The organism is Variovorax sp. V118, assembly GCF_041154445.1.
GTDB lineage: Bacteria > Pseudomonadota > Gammaproteobacteria > Burkholderiales > Burkholderiaceae_C > Variovorax > Variovorax boronicumulans.
Genome location: NZ_AP028663.1, coordinates 974,819 through 1,000,075 on the forward strand (window position 1 = coordinate 974,819; position 25,257 = coordinate 1,000,075).

The 25,257-nt window shown below is 70.0% G+C and carries 28 protein-coding genes; 13 read left to right on the forward strand and 15 right to left on the reverse strand.

Annotated features, from left to right (window positions below):
• The first annotated feature begins 4 nt into the window (after window positions 1–4).
• Entirely contained in the window at window positions 5–1,399 is a 1,395-nt protein-coding gene (locus ACAM52_RS04440) for a 3-deoxy-D-manno-octulosonic acid transferase (protein ID WP_369646238.1), read from the forward strand.
• Between the two features lie 16 nt (window positions 1,400–1,415).
• On the opposite strand, the gene ACAM52_RS04445 is transcribed toward ACAM52_RS04440, so the two are convergent.
• The 4 genes from ACAM52_RS04445 to ACAM52_RS04460 all read right to left on the reverse strand — a co-directional run bounded on the left by ACAM52_RS04445 (window position 1,416) and on the right by ACAM52_RS04460 (window position 4,789).
• Complete coding sequence (locus ACAM52_RS04445) at window positions 1,416–2,945, reverse strand: TolC family outer membrane protein (protein ID WP_369646239.1); 1,530 nt, start codon at window positions 2,943–2,945, stop codon at window positions 1,416–1,418.
• A gap of 24 nt (window positions 2,946–2,969) precedes the next feature.
• The gene (locus ACAM52_RS04450; RefSeq protein WP_369646240.1) at window positions 2,970–3,323 is read right to left on the reverse strand and encodes a rhodanese-like domain-containing protein; all 354 of its coding nucleotides are present in this window, start codon (window positions 3,321–3,323) and stop codon (window positions 2,970–2,972) included.
• Between the two features lie 16 nt (window positions 3,324–3,339).
• Window positions 3,340–4,017, reverse strand: coding sequence for a protein-L-isoaspartate O-methyltransferase (locus tag ACAM52_RS04455; protein ID WP_369646241.1), 678 nt, complete (start codon window positions 4,015–4,017; stop codon window positions 3,340–3,342).
• 94 nt (window positions 4,018–4,111) lie between these two features.
• Window positions 4,112–4,789 (reverse strand): TetR/AcrR family transcriptional regulator, encoded by a 678-nt coding sequence (locus ACAM52_RS04460; protein ID WP_369646242.1) that lies wholly within the window; start codon window positions 4,787–4,789, stop codon window positions 4,112–4,114.
• A gap of 103 nt (window positions 4,790–4,892) precedes the next feature.
• On the opposite strand from ACAM52_RS04460, the gene msrA reads away from it, so the two are divergent.
• From msrA to ACAM52_RS04490, 6 genes are all read left to right on the forward strand, one after another.
• Window positions 4,893–5,444 (forward strand): peptide-methionine (S)-S-oxide reductase MsrA, encoded by a 552-nt coding sequence (gene msrA, locus ACAM52_RS04465; protein ID WP_070062460.1) that lies wholly within the window; start codon window positions 4,893–4,895, stop codon window positions 5,442–5,444.
• Window positions 5,445–5,463: 19 nt separating this feature from the next.
• The gene (locus ACAM52_RS04470) at window positions 5,464–5,859 is read left to right on the forward strand and encodes a hypothetical protein (RefSeq protein ID WP_254668041.1); all 396 of its coding nucleotides are present in this window, start codon (window positions 5,464–5,466) and stop codon (window positions 5,857–5,859) included.
• Between the two features lie 84 nt (window positions 5,860–5,943).
• A complete protein-coding gene (locus ACAM52_RS04475; RefSeq protein WP_369646243.1) occupies window positions 5,944–8,040 on the forward strand; it encodes a TonB-dependent receptor in 2,097 nt (698 codons plus the stop codon).
• 43 nt (window positions 8,041–8,083) lie between these two features.
• Window positions 8,084–9,034, forward strand: a complete 951-nt coding sequence (locus ACAM52_RS04480) for an AEC family transporter (RefSeq protein ID WP_369646244.1) — start codon at window positions 8,084–8,086, stop codon at window positions 9,032–9,034.
• Between the two features lie 133 nt (window positions 9,035–9,167).
• Window positions 9,168–9,551, forward strand: a complete 384-nt coding sequence (locus ACAM52_RS04485; protein WP_369646245.1) for a hypothetical protein — start codon at window positions 9,168–9,170, stop codon at window positions 9,549–9,551.
• Entirely contained in the window at window positions 9,551–10,765 is a 1,215-nt protein-coding gene (locus tag ACAM52_RS04490) for an OmpA family protein (protein ID WP_369646246.1), read from the forward strand. Before ACAM52_RS04485 ends, ACAM52_RS04490 begins: the two co-directional genes overlap by 1 nt.
• A 7-nt stretch (window positions 10,766–10,772) precedes the next feature.
• Here the strand turns inward: ACAM52_RS04490 and pdxH are convergent, their stop codons facing one another.
• Window positions 10,773–11,429, reverse strand: coding sequence for a pyridoxamine 5'-phosphate oxidase (pdxH, locus tag ACAM52_RS04495; RefSeq protein ID WP_062480157.1), 657 nt, complete (start codon window positions 11,427–11,429; stop codon window positions 10,773–10,775).
• 29 nt (window positions 11,430–11,458) lie between these two features.
• Here pdxH and ACAM52_RS04500 point away from each other — a divergent pair, with 29 nt between their 5' ends.
• A complete protein-coding gene (locus tag ACAM52_RS04500; protein ID WP_369646247.1) occupies window positions 11,459–12,028 on the forward strand; it encodes an NTP transferase domain-containing protein in 570 nt (189 codons plus the stop codon).
• A gap of 17 nt (window positions 12,029–12,045) precedes the next feature.
• Here the strand turns inward: ACAM52_RS04500 and ACAM52_RS04505 are convergent, their stop codons facing one another.
• Together ACAM52_RS04505 and ACAM52_RS04510 are read right to left on the reverse strand one after the other, a co-directional pair.
• Entirely contained in the window at window positions 12,046–12,585 is a 540-nt protein-coding gene (locus ACAM52_RS04505; protein WP_070062467.1) for a superoxide dismutase family protein, read from the reverse strand.
• Complete coding sequence (locus tag ACAM52_RS04510; RefSeq protein ID WP_062480152.1) at window positions 12,582–13,277, reverse strand: gamma-glutamylcyclotransferase; 696 nt, start codon at window positions 13,275–13,277, stop codon at window positions 12,582–12,584. Before ACAM52_RS04510 ends, ACAM52_RS04505 begins: the two co-directional genes overlap by 4 nt.
• Before the next feature lie 135 nt (window positions 13,278–13,412).
• On the opposite strand from ACAM52_RS04510, the gene ACAM52_RS04515 reads away from it, so the two are divergent.
• From ACAM52_RS04515 to ACAM52_RS04530, 4 genes are all read left to right on the forward strand, one after another.
• Window positions 13,413–13,964, forward strand: a complete 552-nt coding sequence (locus ACAM52_RS04515; RefSeq protein ID WP_307696059.1) for an OmpA family protein — start codon at window positions 13,413–13,415, stop codon at window positions 13,962–13,964.
• Window positions 13,965–14,163: 199 nt separating this feature from the next.
• The gene (edd, locus tag ACAM52_RS04520) at window positions 14,164–15,993 is read left to right on the forward strand and encodes a phosphogluconate dehydratase (RefSeq protein ID WP_369646248.1); all 1,830 of its coding nucleotides are present in this window, start codon (window positions 14,164–14,166) and stop codon (window positions 15,991–15,993) included.
• Window positions 15,994–16,034: 41 nt separating this feature from the next.
• Entirely contained in the window at window positions 16,035–16,670 is a 636-nt protein-coding gene (gene eda / locus ACAM52_RS04525) for a bifunctional 4-hydroxy-2-oxoglutarate aldolase/2-dehydro-3-deoxy-phosphogluconate aldolase (RefSeq protein WP_369646249.1), read from the forward strand.
• A gap of 2 nt (window positions 16,671–16,672) precedes the next feature.
• A complete protein-coding gene (locus ACAM52_RS04530) occupies window positions 16,673–17,401 on the forward strand; it encodes a haloacid dehalogenase type II (RefSeq protein ID WP_095746266.1) in 729 nt (242 codons plus the stop codon).
• A 4-nt stretch (window positions 17,402–17,405) separates the two neighbouring features.
• Here ACAM52_RS04530 and ACAM52_RS04535 read toward each other — a convergent pair whose 3' ends face one another.
• The 8 genes from ACAM52_RS04535 to ACAM52_RS04570 all read right to left on the reverse strand — a co-directional run bounded on the left by ACAM52_RS04535 (window position 17,406) and on the right by ACAM52_RS04570 (window position 24,698).
• Window positions 17,406–17,975 carry a DUF1697 domain-containing protein gene (locus ACAM52_RS04535; protein ID WP_369646250.1) on the reverse strand — a complete coding sequence of 190 codons (570 nt, stop codon included), beginning with the start codon at window positions 17,973–17,975 and terminating at the stop codon, window positions 17,406–17,408.
• Window positions 17,976–18,000: 25 nt separating this feature from the next.
• Complete coding sequence (gene gloA, locus ACAM52_RS04540) at window positions 18,001–18,414, reverse strand: lactoylglutathione lyase (protein ID WP_070062472.1); 414 nt, start codon at window positions 18,412–18,414, stop codon at window positions 18,001–18,003.
• Window positions 18,415–18,471: 57 nt separating this feature from the next.
• Window positions 18,472–19,152: a glutathione S-transferase family protein gene (locus tag ACAM52_RS04545; RefSeq protein WP_369646251.1), complete on the reverse strand. Its 681-nt coding sequence runs from the start codon at window positions 19,150–19,152 to the stop codon at window positions 18,472–18,474.
• Window positions 19,153–19,253: 101 nt separating this feature from the next.
• Window positions 19,254–20,510 carry a hypothetical protein gene (locus ACAM52_RS04550; protein ID WP_369646252.1) on the reverse strand — a complete coding sequence of 419 codons (1,257 nt, stop codon included), beginning with the start codon at window positions 20,508–20,510 and terminating at the stop codon, window positions 19,254–19,256.
• A gap of 14 nt (window positions 20,511–20,524) precedes the next feature.
• Window positions 20,525–21,208: an ABC transporter ATP-binding protein gene (locus ACAM52_RS04555; RefSeq protein ID WP_369646253.1), complete on the reverse strand. Its 684-nt coding sequence runs from the start codon at window positions 21,206–21,208 to the stop codon at window positions 20,525–20,527.
• The gene (locus tag ACAM52_RS04560) at window positions 21,205–22,890 is read right to left on the reverse strand and encodes an ABC transporter permease (RefSeq protein ID WP_369646254.1); all 1,686 of its coding nucleotides are present in this window, start codon (window positions 22,888–22,890) and stop codon (window positions 21,205–21,207) included. Before ACAM52_RS04560 ends, ACAM52_RS04555 begins: the two co-directional genes overlap by 4 nt.
• Window positions 22,891–22,925: 35 nt before the next feature.
• Window positions 22,926–23,987, reverse strand: coding sequence for a Fe(3+) ABC transporter substrate-binding protein (locus ACAM52_RS04565; RefSeq protein WP_369646255.1), 1,062 nt, complete (start codon window positions 23,985–23,987; stop codon window positions 22,926–22,928).
• 144 nt (window positions 23,988–24,131) lie between these two features.
• Entirely contained in the window at window positions 24,132–24,698 is a 567-nt protein-coding gene (locus ACAM52_RS04570; RefSeq protein ID WP_070062479.1) for a PaaI family thioesterase, read from the reverse strand.
• A 75-nt stretch (window positions 24,699–24,773) separates the two neighbouring features.
• On the opposite strand from ACAM52_RS04570, the gene ACAM52_RS04575 reads away from it, so the two are divergent.
• Window positions 24,774–25,229, forward strand: a complete 456-nt coding sequence (locus ACAM52_RS04575) for a MarR family winged helix-turn-helix transcriptional regulator (RefSeq protein WP_139702871.1) — start codon at window positions 24,774–24,776, stop codon at window positions 25,227–25,229.
• Window positions 25,230–25,257: the final 28 nt, after the last annotated feature.

Genomic DNA, 25,257 nt, shown 5'->3' on the forward strand with positions numbered 1-25,257 from the left:
ACCTGTGCGTTCCCTGCTGCTTCGCCTCTACGGCGTCTTCACCACCGCCGTCCAACCGCTGGTCCGCCGCAAGTTGCGCCGCCGCGCCGTCGCCGAGCCCGGCTATGCCGTGGCCGTCGAGGAGCGCTTCGGCCACTACGACGACGCCACCACCGGCTTTGCCCAGTGCTGGGTGCATGCCGTCTCGCTGGGCGAGACGCGCGCCGCCGCCATCCTGATCGCCGAGCTGCGGCGCCAGTACCCGGGCATTCCGATCCTGCTCACGCACGGCACCGCCACGGGCCGCGAAGAGGGCGCCAAGCTGCTCGAACCCGGCGACACGCAGGTCTGGCAGCCGTGGGACACGCCGGGCGCCGTCGCCCGCTTTCTCGACCGCTTCCAGCCGCGCATCGGCGTGCTGATGGAAACCGAGGTCTGGCCCGAGATGGCCGCCGCCTGCGCCGAGCGCCGCATTCCGCTGGTGCTGGCCAATGCGCGGCTCAACGAGAAATCGCGCGCCGCGGCCGAGCGGCTCAGCGGGCTGGCGCGGCCGGCGTACTCGGCGCTCGCCGCCGTCTGGGCGCAGACCGAGGCCGACGCGCACCGGCTGGTGTCGCTGGGCGCCAAGGTGGCCGGGATCTACGGCAACCTCAAGTTCGACGCCACGCCCGACGCGCGGCAACTGGCCACGGCCGTGTCGCTGCGCGAGCACCTGCCGCGTCCGATGGTCGTGCTGGCCAGCTCGCGCGACGGCGAAGAACGCCTGCTGCTGGAGGTGCTCAAGCGCTTCGGCGCCACCTCGCCGGTGCCGCCCGAGCAGGGCGCGATTCGCTCGATCGCCAAGCGCGTGCACGACGTGCAATGGATGATCGTGCCGCGCCATCCGCAGCGTTTCGACGAAGTGGCGGCGCTCATCGAGGCCGAAGGCTTCGCCGTGGCGCGCCGCAGCGCGGCCGGCCAGCCGGCCGAGGCCGAGATCTGGCTCGGCGATTCGCTGGGCGAGATGGCGCTGTACTACGGCCTGGCCGACGTGGCCTTGCTCGGCGGCAGCTTCGAGCCGCTGGGCGGGCAGAACCTCATCGAACCGGCGGCCTGCGGCTGCCCGGTGGTCATGGGCCCCTCGACCTTCAACTTTGCCGAGGCGGCGCAGCTGTCGCTCGCGGCGGGCGCGTCGCTGCGCGTCGAGGGCATGGAGCAGGCCGTGACGGCGGCGCTCAAGCTGGTCGAGAACCCCGAGCGCCGCGCCGTGATGGCGCAGGCCGCGCTGGCGTTTTCGTCGTCGAACCGTGGCGCGGCCGAGCGCACGGCGGCGGCGGTGCTGGCGATTGCGCAGGCGGCGGAGCCGGTGGGAACGCCGGCGGCCGACGACGGCGGCGCCCCGCCGCCCGAGGCGGTGCGGGCCGAACCCACGCTGGATTGAGCGACCCGTTGCCGGGTCAGCGCACCGGCGGGTTCAGGATCACCGGCGGCGGCGGTGCCGACGGCATCGTCGGCGCGGGCGGGTTGAACGGCTGCACCGGAACCGGCGGCACCACCGGAATGGCCGGTGGCGTCACAGGCACCACGGGCGCGCCCGTGGTCGCGGCAGGCACCGCCGGCGTGGCGCCGTTGCGTGCCAGCGTCGCGTTGATCGCGTTCATGTCGTCGGTCGTCAGCGTGCCATTGGCCTGGCGCAGCTTCAGGTTGCCCAGCAGCACGTTGTAGCGCGCCTGCGCGAGGTCGCGCTTGGTCTGGAACAGCTGGCTCTGCGAGTTGAGCACGTCGATGTTGATACGCACGCCCACCTGGTAACCCAGCTTGTTGGCGTCGAGCGCGCTCTGGCTGGAGGACTCGGCCGCTTCGAGCGCCTTCACCTGGCCGGCGCCCGACACCAGCCCGAGGTAGGCCGCGCGCGTGGCCTGCGCCACGCTGCGGCGCGTGCCCTCGAGCACGCTGCGCGACTGGTCTTCGAGCGCCAGCGTTTCCTTGATGCGGTTCTCGGTGGCAAAGCCCGCGAACAGCGGCAGGTTGAAGGTGACGCCGACCGTGGCGGCGTTGACGCGCGTGCCCACGGTGCTGGTGCTGGTGCCGGTCGGGTTGCGCGTGACGTTGTAGCCCAGGTTGGCGTCCAGCGTGGGCTTGTGGCCGGCCTGCGCCTTCTGCACCTCGAGCCCGGCCACGTCCAGGCCCAGGCGGGCCTGGCGGATCGCCGGGTGCGCCTCGTCGGCCTGCGCCACCCAGGCGTTGATGTCGGCGGGCTGCGCGGTCGGCAGCACGACCGGCGCGGCCAGCGGCACGGGCACGCTGCCCGGGCGGCCGACCAGCTGGTCGAGCACCACCTTCTTGACCTGCAGGTCGTTCTCGGCGGCGATTTCCTGGGCGATCACCAGGTCGTAGCGGGCCTGGGCCTCGCGCGAGTCGGTGATGGTGGAGGTGCCGACCTCGAAGTTGCGCTTGGCCGAGGCCAGCTGCTCGGCCACGGCGACCTTCTGCGCGCGCACCAGGGCCAGGCTGTCCTGGCTGGCGAGCACGTCGAAGTAGGCCTGGCTCACGCGCACGATGAGGTCCTGCTCGGCGATGGTGAGCACCGCCTGCGCCACCTCGGCCTGGCGCTTGCCCTGCTCGTAGGTGGCCCAGTTGGCGGGGCGGTACAGCGGCTGCGTGGCATTGATGCCGACGTTCTGCGTGGTGAAGTCGCGCGAGGCGCTGCTGCCGCGGCCGGTGCCGGTCAGGGTGTCGATGTCCAGGTTGCTGCGGTTCACGCCCGCGGTGAGCCCGACGGCCGGCAGGATGCCGGCCTTGGCCTGCGCGGCGCGCGCCAGGTTGGCCTCGTACTGGGCCCGCGCGCCCTGGTAGGTGGCGTCGAAGCCGCGCGCGGAATCGTAGAGTTCGTTCAGTGTCTGGCCCTGGGCCGGCAGTGCGAGCAGGCTCGCAATGGCGCTTGCGAGGGCTGCGGAAAGTGGCAGAAGCCGGGGCCTGGGAGGCATTGAACGTCCTTGGGAGGGAAAGAATCAGTAGCGCGGCACGTTCGGGTCGTGCTGCGCCGACCAGGCGTCGATGCCCCCCGCCACGTTGGCGAGCGAGTCAAAGCCGTTCTGGTGCAGAAAAGCGGCCACGCGCTGGCTGCGGGCGCCGTGGTGGCACAGGCAGGCGATGCGGGGCGCGGGCTGTCCGTCGCCGGCGGCGAGTTCGGCCAGCCGGCCGGGGATCTCGTTCATCGGGATCGCGACCAGCGTGAAGCCCTGCGGCGCGACGCTCGCCGTCTGCAACTCCCAGGGCTCGCGCACGTCGAGCAGCACGGGGGCGGCGTCGGCGTCCTGTGCGAACCAGGCGGCCAGGTCGGCGGGGCGGACTTGATCGATCATTCGGTGGGCCGCTCGATCAGAACGCGAAGCGCGAGGGCTCGGGGAAGTTCAGCAGGCGCGGCGCCACGGTGTCCCAGGGCTGGATCGTTTCCCACTTGCTTTCGCTGGTGCGGGTCACGAAATGGGCGCGCATCATGGGCTCGTCGCCGACGATGGCCGACAGGCGGCCGCCGACCTTGAGCGAACCGAGCAGGTTCTGCGGAATGCGCGCGACCGAGCCGCTGAGCACGATCACGTCGAAGCTCGGGCCGCTGGTCAGCGGCACGGCGCCGTCGGCGTGGCGCACTTCGACGTTCGTCACGCCGTTGCTGCGCAGCGTCTCGGCGGCACGGGCGGCCAGCACGGGGTTGATCTCGAGCGACAGCACCTGGGCCGCGCGGGCGCCGAGCAGGGCGGCCATGAAGCCGGAGCCGGTGCCGATCTCGAGCACCGATTCGTGCTTCTGGATGTGCAGGTCCTGCAGGGTGCGGGCCTCGACCTTGGGCGACAGCATGAATTCGCCGGGCACCGAGCCGTCGAGCAGCGGCAGTTCCATGTCGAAGAAGGACAGCGTGCGGTGCGCGTCGGGCACGTAGTCTTCGCGGTGAATCTCGGCCAGCAGCTCGAGGATGTCCGACTCCAGCACGTCCCAGGGACGGATCTGCTGTTCGATCATGTTGAAGCGCAAGCGCTCGAGGGTGGGCGTGGGGTTCATGGCGTGGCTTTCCTTGAAGGCTCTGGACGGGACAAACCTTCAATTTTAGGTCGCGCCGATGACGCCACCGCGCCAGTCGGCCATCGGGCGGGCGTCATGCGGGGCTCCTGGGGCGCACGCACAGGCCGTGAAGCACGGTTTCGCACTGGGTGGCGATGAATTTTTCAGGGTCGAGCGTGCTCACGCCGTCGACGCAGACCATGGCCGAATGCTTCCAGAGCATGAGGAACACCATGGGCGCGACCACCGAGTAGATGGCGTGGTCGATGTCCATTTGCACGAACTCGCCGCGGTCGATGCCGCGCTGCAGGATGCGCCGCAGCAGCTCGTGGCCCGGGCGCACCACCTGCTCGCGGTAGAACTCCGCCAGCTCGGGAAAATTGCCGCCTTCGCTCATCATCAGCTTGGTCAGGCCCGAGGCCTTGGTCAGGCCGACGCGTTCCCACCAGACGTTCATGCAGTAGCGCAGCATCTCGGCCGTCGTGCCCTCGAAAGCCTCGAATTCGGCGTTCCACTCTGTGAAACGGCCACCGAGGTTTTCGATCACCACGGCCTTGAACAGCTCTTCCTTGCTCGGAAAGTAAAGAAAGAGGGTGCCCTTGGACACGCCGGCGCGGGCCGCCACTTCTTCCGAGCGGGTGGCGGCAAAGCCCTTTTCGACGAACAGGTCGAGCGCCGCCGCCAGCAGCTCGCCCGGACGCGCCTCCTTGCGCCGCTCGCGCTTGGACGGCAGCGGGCAGAACTTGTCGACGAGGGAACGGGGGGAGGCCATGGTGTTAATGACTGACGGGTTAGTAATGTAGTGACCGGCATCCGGCCCGTCAAGCCGCGACAATACCGGTCCCCGCTTTTTCCAACCCACCCGGAGCCGCGCCATGTCTTCCTCACCGTCGCCCACCGAAACCATCGTGCTCGGCGGAGGCTGCTTCTGGTGCACCGAGGCGGTGTTCGACCGGGTGCAGGGCGTGCTGGACGTCGAATCGGGCTACAGCAACGGCCAGACCCTGAACCCGAGCTACGAGCAGATCTGCACCGGCCGCACCGGCCATGCCGAGGTCGTGAAGCTCGAGTTCGACCCGGCGCAGATCAGCCTGCGCGAGCTGCTCGAGATCTTCTTCGTGGTGCACGACCCCACCACGCTCAACCGCCAGGGCAACGACGTCGGCACCCAGTACCGCAGCGGCATCTACACCACGAGCGACGCCCAGAAAGAGGTGGCCGACTCCGTGATCCGCGAGATCGAGGCCAGCAAGACCTACAGCTCGCCCGTGGTGACCGAAGTGGCGCCGCTGGCCAACTACTCGACGGCCGAGGCCTACCATCAGGACTACTTTCTGAACCACCCGAACCAGGGCTACTGCGCGTTCGTGGTCGGCCCGAAGGTCGAGAAGTTCCAGAAGACCTTCGCCTCGCGCGTCAAGGCCTGAGTCTCTTCTTTCACGCCCTGTGTCCGCCACCCTGCGCCAGACCCCGACCCGCATGACGCGCGCCACGCGCGCGCTCGTCGTCGCGCTGGCGTTCGCGCTCTGGTTCGCCGGCACGATGGGGCTGATGCACCGTTCGCTGCACGTGCCGGGCTTGCCCGCCGCCGCTGCGGCGGCGCAGGCACAGGCCGCGCACCGGCACGACAGCGGCCACACGCTGGCCAGCCTGTTCGGCGTGCACGACGACGCCGACTGCCGCCTGTACGACCAGCTGGCGCACGGCACGGGCGTGCCCGGCGTGCCGCTGGTGGTGCTGCCGATGCTGCTGCCGGCGGCCACGTTTGCTTACCTGCAGGGCGAAGCCATCGCCCGCTGGGTCGCGCTCTTCGACGCGCGCGGCCCGCCGTCCACTCGCTGAATCCCCCGTGTTCCGGTTGCCGCACCCCCTTCGGGCGGGTGAGGGCGGCCGGTCGTTCCCCGATTCAACGAGTGTTCCTTCTTCATGACCCCCCAATTCCGTCGCAACGCCATCGGCGCTGCCGTTCTTTCGCTCGCCTCGGTGGCGAGCCTGGCCCAGACCGCCGACACCGCCGCCGCCCCGGCCGCTGACGCCACCAGCCTGCGCGAGGTCACCGTCACCGGCAACCCGCTGGGCGCGAGCGACCTGATCGCGCCGACCACCTCGCTGTCGGGCGACCAGCTGCTGCTGCGCTCCGAATCGACGCTGGGCGAAACGCTGAACAACCTGCCCGGCGTGAGCAGCAGCTACTTCGGCCCCAACGCCAGCCGCCCCAGCATCCGCGGGCAGGACGGCGACCGCATCCGCATCCTGCAGAACGGCGGCGGCGCGCCCGACGCCTCGGCACTGAGCTACGACCACGCGGTGCCCGTCGATGCGCTGGTGACCGAGCGCATCGAGGTGCTGCGCGGCCCCTCGGCGCTGCAGTACGGCGGCAGCGCCGTGGGCGGCGTGGTCAACGTGATCGACAACCGCATCCCGACCGAGCCCATCAACGGCTTCGGCGGCCGTGCCGAGCTGGGCTACGCCAGCGGCAACAAGGAAAAGAGCGGCGGCGTGCTGCTCGAAGGCGGCAACGACCGCTTCGCCCTGCACGTCGACGCCTTCAACCGCGACTCGAAGGACGTGGCGGTGCCGGTCGACCTCGAATGCAGCAAGCCCGGGCGTCTGTCGCTCGCGCGTCGCATCTGCAACTCGCAGAACGAGGCGCACGGCGGCGCGGTCGGCGGCACGCTGTTCTTCAGCCAGGGCTGGATCGGCGCCTCGGCCAGCACCTACCGCAGCAACTACGGCACCGTGGCCGAGGACGACGTGACCATCGGCATGAAGTCCGACCGCTACGCGCTGGAAGGCGAGTGGCGCCCGGGCGGCTTCATCCGCAGCATCCACGCGAAGGTCAGCCGCACCGACTACCGCCACACCGAGTTCGAGGGCCGCGAGGCCGGCACCACTTTTTCGAACCTGAGCAACGACCTGCGCATCGAGGCGCGGCACGAAAAGATCGGCAACCTCGAAGGCCTGGTCGGCTTCAGCCGCGAGACCAACCGCTTCGCCGCCGACGGCTCGGAAGCCTTCGCGCCGCACAGCCGCACGCGCTCCAACGCGCTGTTCCTGCACGAAGAGTTCGGCACCTCGTGGGGCCGCCTGAGCTTCGGCGCGCGCACCGAGAAGGTCACGGTGCGCTCGCTGGGCTACCCCGACGACCTGTCGGTGACGCGCTTCGCCATCGGCGAGCGCACCTTCAACCCGCACAGCGCGGCGTTCGGCGCGCTGGTCAACCTCACGCCCCAGTGGCAGCTGACCTCGAACCTGGCCTACACCGAGCGCGCACCGAAGGACTACGAACTGCTCGCCAACGGCCCGCACGTGGCCACGGCGGCCTGGGAAGTGGGCGACCCGAACCTGGGCAAGGAAAAGTCCACCGGCTTCGACCTGGGCGCGCAGTGGAAGTCGGGCCCGAACACGGCCCGCGTGAACGCGTACGTCACGCGCTTTCGCAACTACATCGGCCTGACCGCGTCGGGCCGCACGCTCGACGAGGAAGGGCAGGTCGTCACCGACCCCGAGGCGACCGACACGCTGGCCGAGTACCGCTACGGCGGCATGCGCGCGCGCTTCACCGGCATCGAGGCCAACGGCAACCTGCGGCTGCTGGGCACCGACGGCTTCGCGCGCATGGCCGACGCGGGCACGCTCGACCTCGAATGGCGCGGCGACATCGTGCGCGCCAAGAACCTCGACACCGGCGAGCCGCTGCCGCGCATCGCACCGCTGCGCCTGGGCGCCACGCTGGCCTACGGCAACGGGCCGTGGACCGCGCGCGTCGGCTTCGACTACAACGCGGCGCAGCGTCGGGTGCCGAGCGTGGGCGCGCGCGAGACGGACGCGTACACGCTGTGGAATGCGTCCATCAGCTACCGCATGAAGGTGCAGCGCGCCAACCTCACCTGGTACGCGCGCATGGACAACATCGGGAACACGCTGGCCTACACGCCGACCTCGATCCTGACGACCACGGTGTTCCCGAAAGCACCGCTGCCGGGGCGCTCGCTGAAGGTGGGCCTGCGCGTCACGTTCTGAGGCACTGGCCTTTCGCGCGACGGGCGCGCGCTATCCTCGCCGGGTGAATTCGTTCGTCATTTCTTCCCTGCTGCCCGTCGTTCTCCTCATTGCTGCCGGCTACCTCGCCGGACGGCGCCGGTGGATCGGCGGCAATGCGGTGAAAGACCTGTCGAACCTCATCTTCCTGCTGCTCGCGCCCGCGCTGCTGTTCCGCGCCATGAGCACGGTGCACGTGCAGGAGTTGAGCCTGAAGCCCGTGGCGGCGTACTTCATCGCCTCGGGCCTGCTGTTCGCGGGCACGCTCGCGTGGCGCGGCTTCAACCGCACGGGCGCGGTGCTGGCGCTGGCCAACACCTACAGCAACACCGTGATGATCGGCATCGCGCTGATCGGCCTGGCCTACGGCGAGCCCGGCATGGTGGTGCTGCTCACGCTGATCTCGCTGCATTCGCTCGTGCTCATGACCAGCGCCACCGTGGTGCTCGAGCTGGCCGTGGCGCGCGAGCACGCGGCGGTGAGCGGCGCCGACCGGCGCTCCATGGCGCGCACCGTGCTTCGCGCGCTGCGCAACGCCATCATCCATCCGGTGCCGCTGCCCATCATTGCGGGCCTGCTGTTCGCGCAGACGGGGCTCGTGATGCCCGAGGTGATCGACAAGCCGATCCAGCTGCTGGGCCAAGCCTTCGGGCCGGTCGCGCTGGTGATGGTGGGCATCACGCTCGCGCTCACGCCCATCGGGCGCCACTGGCGCGGCGCGCTGGTGCAGGCGCTGGTGAAGAACCTCGTGCACCCGCTGCTGGTGGCGCTCATCGGCTGGCTGCTGGGCGTGCGTGGCATCCCGCTCACCGTGATGGTGGTGGCGGCGGCGCTGCCCATCGGCGCCAACGTGTTCCTGTTCTCGCAGCGCTACCGCAGCGCCGAAGACCTGGTCACGGCCAGCGTCGCCGTGTCGACCGTGCTGGCGCTGGGCACGCTCACCCTGGTCATGGTCTGGGTGCAGTGGTTGCCCTGACGGCCCCCATTTCTTCCGCGCCTTTCGCGAACTTTTGCCCGACTGAGCGACAGCGCTAGCCCTATGCCGTTTGGCAGGGGTGGCCGTTTGGTGGGCTGGCGAGCGGCGTTCGCGCCCCTACATTTGCCGGCTGATGACGATCTACCCGGCGCGTGTTTCGCCCCTTGCCCTTGCAGTGACGGCGGTGGTCGCGACGGTGATCGCGCTGCACGGCGCACGCGCGCATGCGGCAGGTGAGGCCAAGCCGTGCCGCACGCCCTGCCTGGCCGTTCCCGTGCCGGCCGAGGCACCGCCGGCCAGGGACGCGGAGCCCAAGCCCGCCGTCGTGCGGCCGGCGCCGAAGCCGCGCCCGCAGATCACCGCCACCGCAGCGCCGGCCCCGGCGCCCGAGGTGCATCGCGAACCCGCCGAGCGGCGCCCCGCGCCTTCGAAACGCTGCAGCGAGATCAACATGCGCGCCGCCGTGGGCGAGCCGCTGTCGGACCAGGACATGACCATTTTGAGGAGCCAGTGCTGATGACCACGACCACCACGAACACCGCCGTCCCCCGAGCCTTGTGGCGCGTGCTGGCGCTGTGCACTGCCGCGCTGCTGGCCACCGCCTGCGCGCACCGCCCCGCGCCCAGCAGCGCCATGCCCTTCGACCAGGCCGTCACCCAGGCGGTCGACGACCTCATGGTGCAGACCCAGAAGCTGCCGGCCTTCCTGGCCAAGGTGGAGTCGACGCTGACGCAGCGGCGCATCGTGATCGACCCGTTGCTCGAAGGCGCCAGCGGCCAGCAGACCGAGGTGACGCGCGTGGCCGAGCAGCGCATCGTGCAGCGCATGCAGGCGCAGTTCAAGCAGTTCACCGTGACGCCGTTCAACGCCAACGAGATCGGCAACGCGCAGTACGTGCTCAACGGCACGCTGGTGCGCGACAAGGACGCCTCGGGCGCGCCGTACCGGCTGAACCTCGCCATGACCGAGATCAAGAGCGGCATGGTGATCGCGCAGTCGGTGGCGCGCATCAGCGATGCCTCGCTCGACACGCGGCCCACCGCCTTCTTCCGCGACAGCCCCGTGAACGGCAAGGACCGCGGCGTGGAAGGTTACATCCGCACCGCCGAGACGCCGGCCGGGCAGGCCGCCGACGCGCTGTACCTGGAGCGCCTGCCGACCGCCACGGTGCTGCAGGAGGCCACCGCCGCCTACGAGGCCGGCCGCATGAGCGAGGCCTTGAGCCGCTACGAGGCCGCGTCGAAGCGCGCCGACGGCCAGCAGCTGCGCATCTACAGCGGGCTGTACCTCACGCAGTCGCAACTGGGCCGCACGGCCGATGCCGAGCGCACCTTCGGCACGCTGGCGCGGCTGGGGCTCGAGAGCAACAACCTGAGCGTCAAGTTCCTGTTCAAGCCGGGTTCGACCGACTTCCTGGGCGACCCGAAGATCAGCGCGGCCTACCCGATGTGGCTGCGCCAGATCGCGCGGCAGGCGGCGCAGATCGATGCGTGCGTGGTGGTCACGGGCCATACGAGCCGCACGGGCTCGGAGGCGGTCAACGAGCGGCTGTCGCTGCAGCGCGCAACCAGCGTCAAGGCGCGGCTGGTGGGCGAGGCGCCGCCGCTGTCGAAGAAGCTGCGCGAAGCCGGCATGGGCTTTCGCGAGAACATCGTCGGCACGGGCGCCGACGATGCGAGCGACGCGCTGGACCGGCGCGTCGAGTTCAAGGTCGCAACCTGCGAAGCTTGAGCCAGGGTCAGGGAGCCAGGCGCTCCCGCACCCAGTCCGCACCTTCGAGCCGGTAGCGCAGCCGGTCGTGCAGCCGGCTCTTGCGGCCCTGCCAGAACTCCCAGCGGTCGGGCACGAGACGGAAGCCGCCCCAGTGCGGCGGACGCGGCGGCGAGAGCAGGTGCTTGGCGGCGTACACGGCGGCGTTTTTCACCAGCACGTCGCGTCCGCTGATCACTTCGCTCTGCGGGCTGGCCCAGGCGCCGATGCGTGAATCGAGCGGGCGGCTGGCGTAGTAGGCGTCGCTCTCCTCGGCGCTGACGCGTTCCACGCGGCCCTCGATGCGCACCACGCGCTCCAGCTCGACCCAGTGGAACTGCAGCGAGGCATACGGGTTGCCCGACAGCTCGCGGCCCTTGCGGCTGTCGTAGTTGGTGTACCAGACGATGCCGCGCGCGTCGTAGCCCTTGATCAGCACGATGCGGCTGGACGGCCGCAGGTCGCTGCCCACGGTGCTCAGCGTCATCGCGTTGGGCTCGGGGATGTGCGCGTCGACGGCCTCGGTGAGCCAGCGCTCGAACTGCTGGATCGGGTCGGCGGCGCTGCGGGTCTCGTCGAGCTCGGCGCGCTCGTAGCTCTTGCGCAGCGCGGCCAGCGCGTCCTTGGAAAGAGGAGAAGAAGTCATGCCGGGATTGTTGCGCACATACTCGGCCCATGACGACGACCGAGGCGAACTCCCCGACCGTGATCGTGCTGGCCTCGGGCCGTGGCGAGCGTTTCATCGCGGCCGGCGGCACGGGCTCCAAGCTGAAGGCGCTGCTCGCGGGCCGGCCGGTGCTCGAGCGCACGCTCGACGCGGTGCGCGCGAGCGGCCTGCCGTGGCACCTGGAAGACGCGGGTCACCCCGGCATGGGCGACTCGATTGCCGCGGCCGTGCGCGCCACGCCCCACGCGACGGGCTGGCTGATCCTGCCGGGCGACCTGCCGCTGGTGCAGCCCACGACGCTGCGGGCGGTGGCCGCCGCGCTCGGCGGGCGGGTGAATGCCGTGCAGCCGCAGTACCGGGGCGAGCGCGGGCACCCGGTGGGTTTTGCGGCGGGCTGCAGGGCCCAGCTGGCGGCGCTGGAGGGGAATCTGGGCGCATCGTCCGTCCTGCGTGCGATGCGTGCCATCGATTCGGTCATCGATCTGGCCGTGGACGATGCCGGCGTCGTGACCGACATCGACACGCCCGAGGCCCTGGCGCGGGCCGAGGCGCTCTGGCAGGCGCGCGTGGGCGCCTGACCACTCACACTTTTTGCTTAGTTCGTGGCAACGACCGCGCAGAGCACGCGCGGGCCGGAGTTGCCGGCGGGCTGCGTCGTGAAGTCGTCGCGGTCGCGGTGCACCACGAGCGCGCGGCCGCGCACGTTGTTGGCGGCGCCGTCGGTCAGCGAGATCGCGTGGTTCTCGACGCTGAAGCGCGCCACGCCGCTGGCATCGGCCACCAGGCTGGGCAGTTCGCCGGCGTGGCTGCCGGGCGCGGAGAACTTGCCGTGCGTGCCGCCGGCCGGGTTGAAGTGGCCGCCCGAGGCGTTGCCGTTGTTGCCGCAGTCGCCCTTTTCATGGATGTGGAAACCGTGCTCGCTGCCCGGCGCCAGGCCGCGCACCTCGCCGGACACGCGCACGCCATGGTCGAGGGCGGTGAGCGTCACCGAGCCGCGCGCGGGGTTGGGCGTGACGGCGGCGGTCGGCGTCAGCTCGACCGTGGTGCTCGGCTTGCCGCCCATGCTGCCGCAGGCGGCGAGCACGGCAGTGGCGAGGAGGGCGGTGCCAGTGGCGAGGAGACGGCGATGGATCATTGGTTTTCCTTATTGATGAACGGGGTGGAGGGTTGAGAGGACGCGGTGTCCGAAGACCCCGCAACGTATACCGGAGCCGGGGCTGTCCCGCAATCGGCGGGTGTCTGAAATGGCGGCTCGGCGGCCAGCGCCACCAGCCGGGCCAGCGCCGCGTCGTGGATCGCGTGGCGCTGCAGCTCGAGCAGGGTCTGGCGCGCGTAGTCGAGCGAACTGCCGTAACGGCCCACGGCATTCGCGAAGATGTGGCGGTAGCGCTCGTCGCTGAGCTCGCCCGTGAAGTTGGGGCTGCGCCGCGACAGCGTGAAGGCCAGCGCCCGCACCGGCCCTTCGGCGGTGCCGCATTGCAGCCACTTGGGGTCGTACACGCCGGTCGGCATCTCGCGCAGCCAGAGGCGCTTGAGCGTCTCCAGGCCCTCGGCCTTCGGCACGCGGAACACCACGCCCCGGCAACTGCCGCCCGAGAGCAGCCCGAACACCAGGCCCGGCGTCTGCACGCTGCCGCGGTTGACGCGGCTCCACATCTTGAGCGCGCGGTGCCAGCCGTGCACCGAGGCCGCGCGCCGTTCCGCAAAGCCGAACTCGGGCCGCCAGATCAGCGAGCCGTAGCCGAACAGCCAGAGATCGTCGCGTCCGCCCCAGTCGGCGATCGCGCGTTCCAGCATCGGCTGCGGGTCGCGCAGCGGACGGGGCATGGGGTCCAGCCCCGGCGGACCGGGGTCCGGCGCGCCGGCTGACACGGGGGTGTCGGGGGTGGCGCCTACAATTTCGTGATCATGGTTCACCGCACCATTATTTACCGACCCCTTTCCTACGGAGATCGCGCTTCCATGAACAACGACGACAGCCAGCAGAATTTCGCCCTCGGCTTCCTGGTGGCATTGATCATGCTCGTGATCATGTTCGTGATCGGCGTCGCCTTCTGGCACAAGGGCCTGGGCGCGACGGCCGCGCAGGCCAAGCCCGCTGTCGCCGCTTCGGCGGCAGCGGCACCGGGCGGCGCGGTGCAGGTGACCGAAGTCACCGAGACCGTCACCGTGGTGATCCCCGACGGCGCGAGCATCCGCGTGGTCGGCGGCGTGGTGAACTTCTACTTCGCGACCGGCAGCGCCGACCTCGCACCGGGCGCGGCCGAGGCGCTGGCCCTGGTCATCAAGGGCGTCGAGGGTGGCCGCAAGGCGGTGGTCTCGGGCTTCCACGACGCCACCGGCGACGCCGCCGTCAACGAGGAATTGGCCAAGAAGCGCGCCCAGATGGTGCGCGAGGTGCTGGCGGGCCTGGGCGTGCCGGCCGAGAAGATCGACCTGCAGAAGCCCGCTGTCACCGCCGGATCGGGCAACAACGCCGAGGCGCGCCGCGTCGAAGTCCGGCTGGTCGACTGAGCGATCCGGCCTTTTGCATCTCCATCAAAAAACCCGGCATGGCCGGGTTTTTTTGTGCCTGCACGCAGCCGGGTGCATGCCTGAGTAATTTCGTATCGTTCTGCGGCCTGATTTCATCGGGGCGTCGCGCTCGAATTGGTACGATGGGCCTCCAGGCCCACAGTCGCGCCGGCGACACGCAGCAAGAGCCAACTTCCCCATGAGCAGCACACAACCCACCGTCCGCGACGTCACCGATCGCATCCGCGCGCGCAGCCGCGACACGCGCAGCACCTACCTCACGCGCCTGGCCGAGATCCGCGCCCGCGACCGCGGCTCCGACCGCATGGGCTGCGCCAACGTGGCGCACGCCGTGGCCGGCATCCCGGCCAACGACAAGTTCAAGGTGGTGGCCGAGCGCGCGCCCAACCTGGGCATCGTCACGGCCTACAACGACATGCTCTCGGCCCACGCGCCGTACCAGGGCTACCCGGACATCATCAAGCATGAGGCCCGCCGCCACGGCGCCACCGCGCAGGTCGCGGGCGGCGTGCCCGCCATGTGCGACGGCGTCACGCAGGGCACGCCCGGCATGGAGCTGAGCCTGTTCAGCCGCGACCTGATCGCCATGAGCACCGCCGTCGCGCTCACGCACGACATGTTCGACGGCGCGCTGATGCTCGGCGTGTGCGACAAGATCGTGCCGGGCCTCTTGATCGGCGCGCTGCACTTCGGCCACCTGCCCACCGTCTTCGTGCCCGCCGGGCCGATGCCCTCGGGCCTGTCGAACACCGCCAAGTCGAAGGTGCGCGAGCAGGCGGCGCAGGGCCTCGTGGGCCGCCAGGGCCTGCTCGAGGCCGAGATGGCCGCCTATCACACGGTCGGCACCTGCACCTTCTACGGCACCGCCAACAGCAACCAGATGCTGCTGGAGGCCATGGGCCTGCACGTGCCCGGCACGGCCTTCATCCAGCCCGGCGACGCCATGCGCGAAACGCTCACACGCGAAGCGGTGCGCTCGGTGCTCGGCAAGGCCAGCGACACCGCCTTCAACTGCCCGCCCATCGGCGAGATGGTCGACGAGCGCTGCATCGTCAACGCCATGGTCGCGCTGCTGGCCACGGGCGGCTCCACCAACCACCTGATCCACTGGGTGGCGGTGGCGCGCGCCGCGGGCATCCTCATCGACTGGGATGACTTCTCCCAGCTGTCCGACGTGGTGCCGCTGCTCACGCGCGTGTACCCCAACGGCAGCGCCGACGTGAACGAGTTCCAGGCCTGCGGCGGCCCGGGCTTCGTGATCGGCGAGCTGGTCGAGGCCGGCCTCATGCACGCCGACGTGCTCACGGTGCGCGCCGGCGGCATCCGCGAATTCGCCAACATCCCGTCGCTGGCCGGCGAGAACACGCTGCAATGGACGCCCGCTGCGCCGCTGCAGAAAGAAGCCGTCACGCGCCCGGTGGCCAGCCCCTTCAGCGCCACCGGCGGCCTCAAGCTGCTCAGCGGCAACCTGGGGCGCAGCGTGATCAAGGTGTCGTCGGTGCCCGACGACCGCCACGTCATCGAGGCGCCCGCGCGCGTGTTCGACTCACAGGCTGCGCTGCAAAAGGCCTTCACGGCCGGCGAGCTGGAGCGCGACGTGGTCTGCGTGGTGCGCTGGCAGGGCCCGCAGGCCAACGGCATGCCCGAGCTGCACAAGCTCACGCCGCCGCTGTCGGTGCTGCAGGGCAAGGGCTTCCGCGTGGCGCTGGTCACCGACGGCCGCATGAGCGGCGCCTCGGGCAAGATTCCCGCGGCCATCCACGTGTCGCCCGAAGCCGCTGCCGGCGGCCCGCTGGCCAAGGTGCGCGACGGTGACCTGATCCGCCTCGACGCCGTAGCGGGTACGCTCGCCGTGTTGCTGCCCGAAGACGAATGGGCCGCGCGCGAGACCGCGACGCTGTCCGACGCGCAACGCATCGCGGACGGGCACGGCCTGGGCCGCGAACTGTTCGCCGGCATGCGCCGCAACGCCCTGACCGCCGAAGAGGGCGCCTGCACCTGGATGTGACGGGGCCCACGCGGGCCGCAAGAAATTTTTGGAGCCATGAGATGACAGACAGACTCACCCCCCTCGACGTGATGCGCGACGCACCCGTCATTCCGGTCATCGTGCTGAACGACGTGAAAGACGCCGTGCCCCTGGCGCGCGCGCTGGTCGCAGGCGGCATCCGCATGCTCGAAGTGACGCTGCGCACGCCGCAGGCGCTGCAGTGCATCGAGGCCATCGCCAAGGAAGTGCCCGAAGCCGTCGCCGGCGCGGGCACCATCCGCAGCGCGGCCGACGCACAGGCCTCGGCGCTGGCCGGCGCGAAGTTCGGCGTGAGCCCGGGCTACACGCGCGCGGTCGGCAAGGCCTGCCACGACCTCGGCCTGCCGCTGCTGCCCGGCGTGGCCACCGGCAGCGAGATCATGATGGCGCAGGAAGACGGCTACACCCAGCTGAAGTTCTTCCCCGCGCTGCAGGCCGGCGGCCTGCCGATGCTCAAGGCCTGGCAGGGCCCGTTCGGCGACGTCACCTTCTGCCCCACGGGCGGCATCCATGCGGGCAACGCGGCCGAGTTCCTCGCGCTGTCGAACGTGGCCTGCGTGGGCGGTTCGTGGATCGTGCCGACCGACGCCATCCGCGACGGCGACTGGACCCGCATCGAGCAACTGGCGCGCGCCGCGAGCCAGCTGCCCCGCTGAGCATGTCGGCCGATTTCGACGCGGGCGACCTGAAGGTCATCGCGTTCGACGTGTTCGGCACGGTGGTCGACTGGCACAGCGGCATCGCGGCCGAGGTCGAGCGCGTACTGCCCGGCGTGGACGGCGCGGCCTTTGCGCTGGCCTGGCGCGCCGGCTACCAGCCCGCCATGAAGGCCGTGATGGAACGCATCGCGGCCGGCGAGGGCGGCTTCACGCTGCTCGACGAGCTGCACCTGAGCATGCTCGAACAGGTGCTGCACGACTTCAGCCTGGCCGACCACCTCGACAGCGCCGCCAAGCGCGACCTGAGCCGCGCTTGGCACCGCCTGCCGGCCTGGCCCGATGCGGTCGAGGGGCTCACGCGGCTCAAGAAGAAGTTCACCATCTGCACGCTCTCCAACGGCAACATCGGCCTGCTCACCGAGATGGCCAAGCGCGCCGGCCTGCCCTGGGACTGCGTGCTGTCGGCCGAGGTGTTCAAGGCCTACAAGCCCGATCCGCGCACCTACCTCGGCGTGGCGGGTGTGTTCGACGCCACGCCGGGGCAGGTCATGCTCGCTGCCGCGCACCATGACGACCTGGCGGCCGCGCGCGTGTGCGGCCTGAAGACGGCGTACATCGAGCGGCCCCACGAGTTTGGTCGCAAGCAGCCGAAGGACGTGTCGCCGCAGCCGGACAACAACCTGCATGTGCGCGACATCGTCGCGCTGGCCGACCGGCTGGGCTGCTGATCGATCAGTCCGTGATGAGCTTTTCCACCGTGCGCAGGTTGCGCGTGGTGGTGCTCGACTTGTAGCGGGTCTTCGCAAGCAGCTTGGCCACCGGCGTCTCCAGGCTTTCGCCGCGCGGGCACTGCCAGTACAGCACGCCATCGCCGCGCACCAGCTGCTCGACCTTGGCATCGACCGTGCCGGCCTTGTCCATGATCTCGTCGAGCATCGCGGCGTCGGAGCCGAACACGAGGTAGGGATGGTGCGTGTCGTCGATGCGCTCAAAGGGATAGCCCGCCGCCATGTCGGCCACCTGCCGCTGCGTGAGCAAGACGATCCACGCCTCGTAGCCGAAGCACTGGCGCAGCGCTTTCTCGATGCGCGTGCGCAGCGCGGCGGCATCGGGTGCGTCCGTGTCGAACAGCACGTTGCCGCTGGCGAGCACCGTGCGCACCGCGCCGAAGCCGAGTTCGTCGACGAACAGCGCCTTCAGGTCGGCGCTCTTGATCGTGATGCCGTTGACGTTCACGCCGCGCAGCAGGGCGACGTAGCGCGTCAGCGGCGCGTCTTTCTTCTTTGTCTTCGGGCTTGCCATGGCGTGGGGTGCGGCCCGAAACGGCTCAGCGCAGGCCGCCGCCCGCGGCGTTCTCGTTGCGCTGGATCAATTCAATCTTGTAGCCGTCGGGGTCCGTCACGAAGGCGATCACCGTCGTGCCGCCTTTGACCGGGCCGGCCTCACGCGTCACGTTACCGCCGGCGGCCTTGATCTTGTCGCAGGCCGCGTAGGCGTCGGGCACGCCGAGCGCGATGTGGCCGTAGGCGGTGCCGAGCTCGTAGCTCTCGGTGCCCCAGTTGTAGGTGAGCTCGATCTCGGCCTGGTCGGGGTTGCCGTTGCCGTAGCCGACGAACGCGAGGCTGTACTTGTACTCGGGGTTTTCAGACGTGCGCAGCAGCGTCATGCCGAGCACCTGCGTGTAGAAGTCGATGGAGCGCTGGAGATTGCCAACGCGCAGCATGGTGTGGAGAAGTCGCATCTCGTGGGTCGTGTCGTTATGGGGGATGGCGCTATTGTCGCCCTCTGCTTCTTGCGATCAAGCCGCCAGCGTCAGCAGGTGCGCCTGGTACTTTTTCAGAAAATCCATCAGATGCTGCGGGTACTCGGGCACCACCGCCGCGCGCACGCTGGGGCGCGCCGCCAGCGCATGGCGCCAGGCATTCACCTTGGGCAGCGCGTCGAACAGGTGCGAATCGCTGATCGCATCGAACACCTCGAAGTAGCGGAACACCGGTGCGAACACTGCGTCGACGAGGCTGAAGGCTTCGCCCGCGAAATAGGGGCCTTGCGCCAGTGCGGCCTCGACGCGTTCGAACTTGGCGGCCAGCGCGTCGCGCTTCTGCGCGAACACGGCGGCGTCCTGCGTGGTCTCGTAGCCCCACAGGTCGGCGAGGATGGCCGAGCCGAACTCCATCCATGCGCGGTGTTGCGCACGTGCGAGCGGGTCTTCGGGGTGCAGGCGGGCGCCGGGTTGCGTCTCCTCGAGGTACTCGCAGATCACGTTGCTCTCGAACAGCACGGCCTCGGTGCCGTCGGTGCGCTGCACCTTCAGCAACGGCACCTTGCCCAGCGGCGAGATGTCGAGAAACCACTGGGGCTTGTTCGCGAGATCGATCACGACGCGCTCGAAGGGCACGTTCTTCTCGTGCAGCGCGATCGCGGCGCGTTGCACGTAGGGGCACAGCAGGTGGCTGACGAGGGTGAGGGCCTGGGTCATGGGGCGTTCCGTCTTCGAAGAAATGGGTGGTCGGATCGCCGCGATTCTTGCGGTCCTGAACAACCTTTTCTGGAAAAGCCCATTCGGGCGCCGCCCGGTTGCTACGGCTTGGGAAAGAGGTACGCGCCGGCCGCAGGCTTGAGAAGGGGCTTGAGTTCGGTGAACGGCAGCGCCACCGTGGTGCCGAGGCAGGCGCCGAGCGCGTGCGGCACGCCGCTGACCGCGACGGCCAGCGCATCGCGCCCGCGGATGCGCTCGAAATGCAATGCCAGGTACTCGGGCCACACCTCGTCGCAACCCGTGTAGTGCTGCGGGTCTGCGGCGGCTGCGGATTCGGGCCCACGTCCCTCTGCCTTCAGCTTCTTCCCGATCAGCGCCATGAGCGTCTTGCTCGGCACGAACCCGTCCGGCGTCCTGGTGAACGCGCGGAACAGGCGTTCAAAGTCGAGGTACTCGCCACGGACCAGGTCGAGTGTGTAGGGCGCGTAGTGGTTGTGGGGATGGGCGCCGCCGCAGTCGGCGCTTCCCGATTCGACGACGCTCATCAGCGTCGGGCTGAGAAAGGTGACGCGCACCGATTCCGCGTCGTAGTTTCCCAGTGAGCCGGCCGCCGGGTGCGTCGCGGTGTAGAGGGTGGCCTTGCATTCGAGCGCGGCGAGGCTGAGCTGTCCGTGCCTGCGCGCGAGGATGGCGTTGACCTTCTCGACCACGCGCGCATTCGGGTGTCGCGTGAGCCGCGGATAGGAAAAGCGCGTGCGCGGATCGATGACCATGCGCCATGCCACCGCTCCGCTGACGTGCTCCGCGCCTTGCTTGAGCGGGGTCTGCAGCTTCAGGTGGTCGTAGGGTGCCGTCTCGATGGAGATCGGCGCGTCCGAAGCCGCGCCGGTGGTGTTGCCTGGCGGGATGGCGCGCGTCACCGGCGCAGTGGCGCCGGGACTCCGGTCTGGGTCGTACTGGCGAACTTGCCGAAGCTCGAACGCGACGTTCTGCTTGCCGGGGCCATCGCTCCAACTTCCGGCAAAGGTGCCGTCGACGACTTGGCCGTGCCACGTCGGGCCCGGCTGCCGGGTCTGCGCATCTTCGAACAACGGCGCGTTGCCGCCTTGTGCCGCCCGGTACATCGCCTCGCCCTGCATCGGGAGGGCCTCCACGAGCTTCGTCAACGGCCCGGAGAGTGGAATGTCGACACCGTGGCGGCGATAGAAATACCGCCCGCCGCCGGAGGCATTCACTTCGAGCACGACCTCGCTGGTGCCGAGGACGCCTTGGTAGACCGTGCGGACTTCCGCCAGGGCCGGCATCGCCGACCCGAGCAACGTCGCCCACGCGAGGAAGAGTCGGGTCGCGTTGCGCATCGTGGGGCCTTCCGTTACGAGGCCGTCTCGAGCCAGTGCGTGATCCGCCCGTTGTGCATCACGCCGATGCGGTCAGCCATCGCATGCGCCTCGGCCTCGTTGTGCGTGACCAGGATCGCGGTCTGCCCGGCCTTCTTGAGGATGCCGCGCACCTCGGCGGTCAGGCGCTCGCGCGTGCCGCCGTCGAGGTTGGAGAACGGCTCGTCCAGCAGCAGCAAGGCGGGCGAGGGCGCCAGCGCGCGGGCCAGCGCGATGCGTTGCTGCTGGCCACCCGACAACTCGTGCGGGTAGCGCTCGCCGGCCTCGGCCAGGCCGACCAGCGCGAGCATCTCGGCCACGCGAGCCTGCTGCGCCGCGCGGCCCAGGCGGCGCAGGCCGAAGGCCACGTTCCTGGCGGCCGACAGGTGCGGGAACAGCGCGTACTCCTGGAACATCATGCCCACGCGCCGCTGCTCGGGCGGCAGGTGCTTCTGGGGCGACGACAGCAGCGTGTCGCCGAGGCGGATGGTGCCGGCGCGCACGGGCTCGAAGCCGGCGATGGCGCGCAGCACCGTGGTCTTGCCGCAGCCCGAGGGGCCGAACAGGCAGGCGATCTCGCCCGCGGCTAGGTCCAGCGAAAAGCCGTCGACCACCGTGTGCGGGCCGCGCGGCGTGTCGTACGCGAGCTGGAGCGAGTCGAGATGAAGCGGGGAACTCATGCGGGGTCCGTGTCGGGAGGCGTCACCGCCGGTGTCGTGCCGAGCTGGTTGCGCGCCAGCAGCACCACCGGCAGCAGGCCGGCGACCACGATGGCCAGCGCGGCGATCGCGCCTTCCTCGTAGGTGCCGCGCGCGGCCTCGGCGTAGAGCCAGGTGGCGAGGGTGTCGAAGTTGGCCGGGCGCAGCAGCAGCGTGGCCGGCAGTTCCTTCATGGCGTCGACGAAGACCAGCAGCGCGCCCGCCGCGATGGCAGGCTGCAGCAGCGGAAGGTGCACGCGGCGCAGCGTGCCGCCGGTGGTTTCGCCGAGCAGACGCGAGGCCTGCTCGATGGCCGGCGGAATGCGCGCCAGCCCGGCCTCGATGCCGCCCACGGGCATCGCAAGAAAACGGATCGCGCAGGCCATGACCAGCACGATGCCCGCACCCATCAGCGGCAGGCCCTGCCAGCCCATCGCGCCGGCCAGCGCCGCGTCGAAGGCCAGCGCCGGCGTCAGCAGGCCGATGGCGAGCACCGTGCCCGGCACCGCGTAGCCCAGCGTGGCCGCGCGCGCCTGCCAGCGGGCGCGGTTGAGGCTCGTGCCCTGGCTGCGCGAGGCCCAGGCCACGACCAGCCCCGCCGCCACGGCCACCACCGTCACGCCGGCCGCGAGCGCCAGCGTGTTGCCCAGGCTGGCCACGAGGCCCTGCGAAATGCCGCCGCCCTGGTGCAGCCGCTTGCCGCTTTCCCAGACCAGGTACAGCGCGGGTGCGACGAAACCGATCAGCACCGGCAGCGCCGCCGTCGCCGTCGCCGCCCAGGCCGCGCCGCCGTGCAGGCGCCGGGGCTGCACCGCGCGCATGCGCTGCGCGGAACCGAAGCGCTGGTGCTGGCGGCCGTTGCGTTCGAGCCAGACCAACGCCACCACCACGAACAGCATCGCGCAGGCGATCTGGGCGGCGCCGGCCAGGTCGGAGCGCGTGATCCAGGTGGTGTAGACCGCCACCGTGAGCGTGTTCACGCCGAGGAATTCGGAGGCGCCGATGTCGTTGAGCGTCTCGAGCAGCGCCAGGCTCAGGCCCACGGCCAGTGCCGGCCGTGCCAGCGGCAGCGCCACGCGAAAGAAGGCGCCGCGCCGGTTCTCGCCCAGCGTGCGCGCCGCTTCCAGCAGGTGCGCCGGCTGGGTCATGAACATCGCGCGCGCCGTCATGTAGACGTACGGATAGAGCACGAAGCCCAGCACGAAGATCGCACCCGGCATCGAGCGCAGGTCGGGCAGGCGGAACTGGCGCGGGCTGTCGAAGCCCAGCATCCAGCGGATCGCGCCCTGCACGGGGCCGATCGGATGCAGCAGGTCGAGGTAGGCGAAGGCGACGATGTAGGTCGGCATCGCCAGCGGCAGCAGCAGCGCCCAGTTGAGCACGCCGCGGCCGGGAAAGTCATGCGCCGTGACCAGCCAGGCGCAGCCGGTGCCGATCACGAGAACGAGGGTGCCGACGCCCGCGAGCAGCAGCGCCGTGTTGAGCGCCGCCTGCGGCAGCACGTGCGCGAACAGCGGCCCCCAGTGGCCGACGCCCGAGCCGAACGCGAGCCAGGCCAGCGTGAGCACCGGCGCGAGCACGCCGAGCGCGATCAGGAACGACGCGCAACGCCATGCCGGGCCCGCGGCGCGCAGGCCCGGCGGCTGGCGCCGCGCAATCAGCATTCAGTTGCCGGCAAGGTGTGCCCGGCCATGCAAGGTCACTGGTCGAAGCCGACCTTGTCGACGAGGGCGCTGGCCTGCTTGCGGTATTTGGCAATCTCGGTCAGCGGCAGCGGGTCGACCTTCAGCTCGCCGATGGCCTGGCCGATGATCGGGTCGAGGGCCACGCCCTTGCGCACCGGGTACTCGTAGTTGGCGTCGGCGTACAGCGCCTGGGCCGGTTCCGACACCAGGAACTCGAGCAGCTTGACCGCGTTGGCGCGCTGCGGTGCGTTCTTGGCCACGGCCGCGCCGCTGATGTTCACGTGCGTGCCGCCGCTCTTGGCGCTGGCGAAGGTCGGGCGGATCACCTTGATCGCGTCGCCCCACTTGCGCGCGTCGGTGCCTTCCTTGGCGCTCTTCATCTGGCCGACGTAGTACGAGTTGGCCACGCCGATGTCGCAGATGCCGCCGAGGATGTCGCGTGCCACGTCGCGGTCGCCGCCGGTGGCCTTGCGCGCCAGGTTGCCCTTGACGCCGCGCAGCCACTGCTCGGTCTTGGCTTCGCCGTCGTGCGCGATCATCGCGGCCACCAGGGCCGTGTTGTAGGGATGCTGGCCGGCGCGGATGCAGACCTTGCCCTTGTACTTCGGGTTGGCCAGGTCTTCGTAGCGGAAGCTGGTCAGCGGCTGGTTCTTGTCGGCGTACAGCACGCGCGCGCGCAGCGAGAGCGCGAACCACTGGCCGTCGGCGCCGCGCAGGTTGGCCGGAATGGCCGATTCGAGCGCGGCCGACTTCACCGGCTGCGTCACGCCGCCCTCGACGAGGTCGACGAGGTTGCCGATGTCCACCGTCATCAGCACGTCGGCCGGCGAGCGCGCGCCTTCGGCCTTGACGCGTTCCAGCAGGCCGTCCTTCACGAACACCGTGTTGACCTTGATCTTGCTCTGCGCGCTGAACGCCGAGATCAGCGGCTGGATCAGCGCCGGCTCGCGCGTCGTGTAGAGCGTGAGCTCGTCATTGGCGGCGTGCGCGGGCAGGGCGGAGAGGGCGAGCCAGGCGGCAGAAACGCCGAGGAGGGCGTGCGCCACGCGGCCCTGGGGGCCGGAACGGTCGGTCATGAAGAGGATCCTCCAGGTGCGGTGAGGTGTTCTAGGAAAGGCATCGGCGACGGCGGAGCCTGTCGCTGATGCGAACAATTATCACTGACAGGGAGGAGCGGGTTTTCCTTTTGGCTTACAGCTTGAGGGCCTACTTGAAACGCCTCACCGACCCGCCGGCACCTCGAACACCAGGCACGTCGTCGTCGCATGCGCATACAGCGTGCCGTCCGCCCCGACCAGCCGCGCCTCGGCGGTGGCGAGCTGCTTGCCGCAGTGGATCACCTTGCCCTCGGCGCGCACGCGCTGCACCTTCGGCGTGAGGCCCTTGACGTAGTTCACGCTGAGCTCGGCCGTTGTGTACGCGCGCCCGGGCGGCATCATGGTGTGGACCGAGCAGCCCAGCGCCGAGTCGAGCATCGTGGCGACCCAGCCGCCGTGGATGGTGCCCAGCGGGTTCAGGTGCTGCGGCAGCGGCGTGCCCTGGAAGATGGCGATGCCCTTGCTGACCGAGACGATGGTGAAGTCCAGCGTCTTGGCGATGGCGGCGTAGGGAATCTCGCCGTTGAGCATGGCCTGCATGACCTCCAGGCCGGTCTTGCCGGCGACCTGCTCGGGGCGCGCGAGCCCGGGGCCGGGGCCGTTCTCGAGGCGCTCGGCGATCTGCCGTTCTTCGGCGATCCATGCGTCGAGCAGATGGGAAGGGGTGTCGGTGAAAGCTTGCTGCGTCATGCCTGTGTTCCTGCTGGGGGCTTTGCGGGGTGGTGTTGGTTGCATATGCAATAGTTGCACATACAATAATACCCCATGGACACACCCACCCAACCCCGCGGCTGCACCAGCTTCAAGACGCGCCAGCTGATGCGTCGCCTGACGCAGCACTACGACGCCGAGGTGTCGCGCAGCGGCCTCAAGACCACGCAGTACTCGCTGCTGTCGCACCTCAAGCGCCTGGGCCCGATGCGTCCGGTCGACCTGGCGGGCGAACTGAAGATGACCGCGTCCACGCTGAGCCGCAACCTGCAGCCGCTCATCACTGCGGGCTGGGTGGCGCAAGTGGCGGGCGCGGATGCGCGCAGCCGGCTGGTGTCGCTCACGGACGCCGGCGAGGCCAAGTGGCGCGAAGCGCAGCAGCACTGGAAGACGGCGCAGCTCAAGCTCAATGCGCTGCTGGGCGTGGAGCGCGTGCTCGCGCTGCATGCGCTCATCGACGAGTCGCTCGCGCTGCTGGGCACGGGCGAGCCGGTCGACGTGCAGGACTGACGCTTCCCACCACCTTCAGCAACGAACA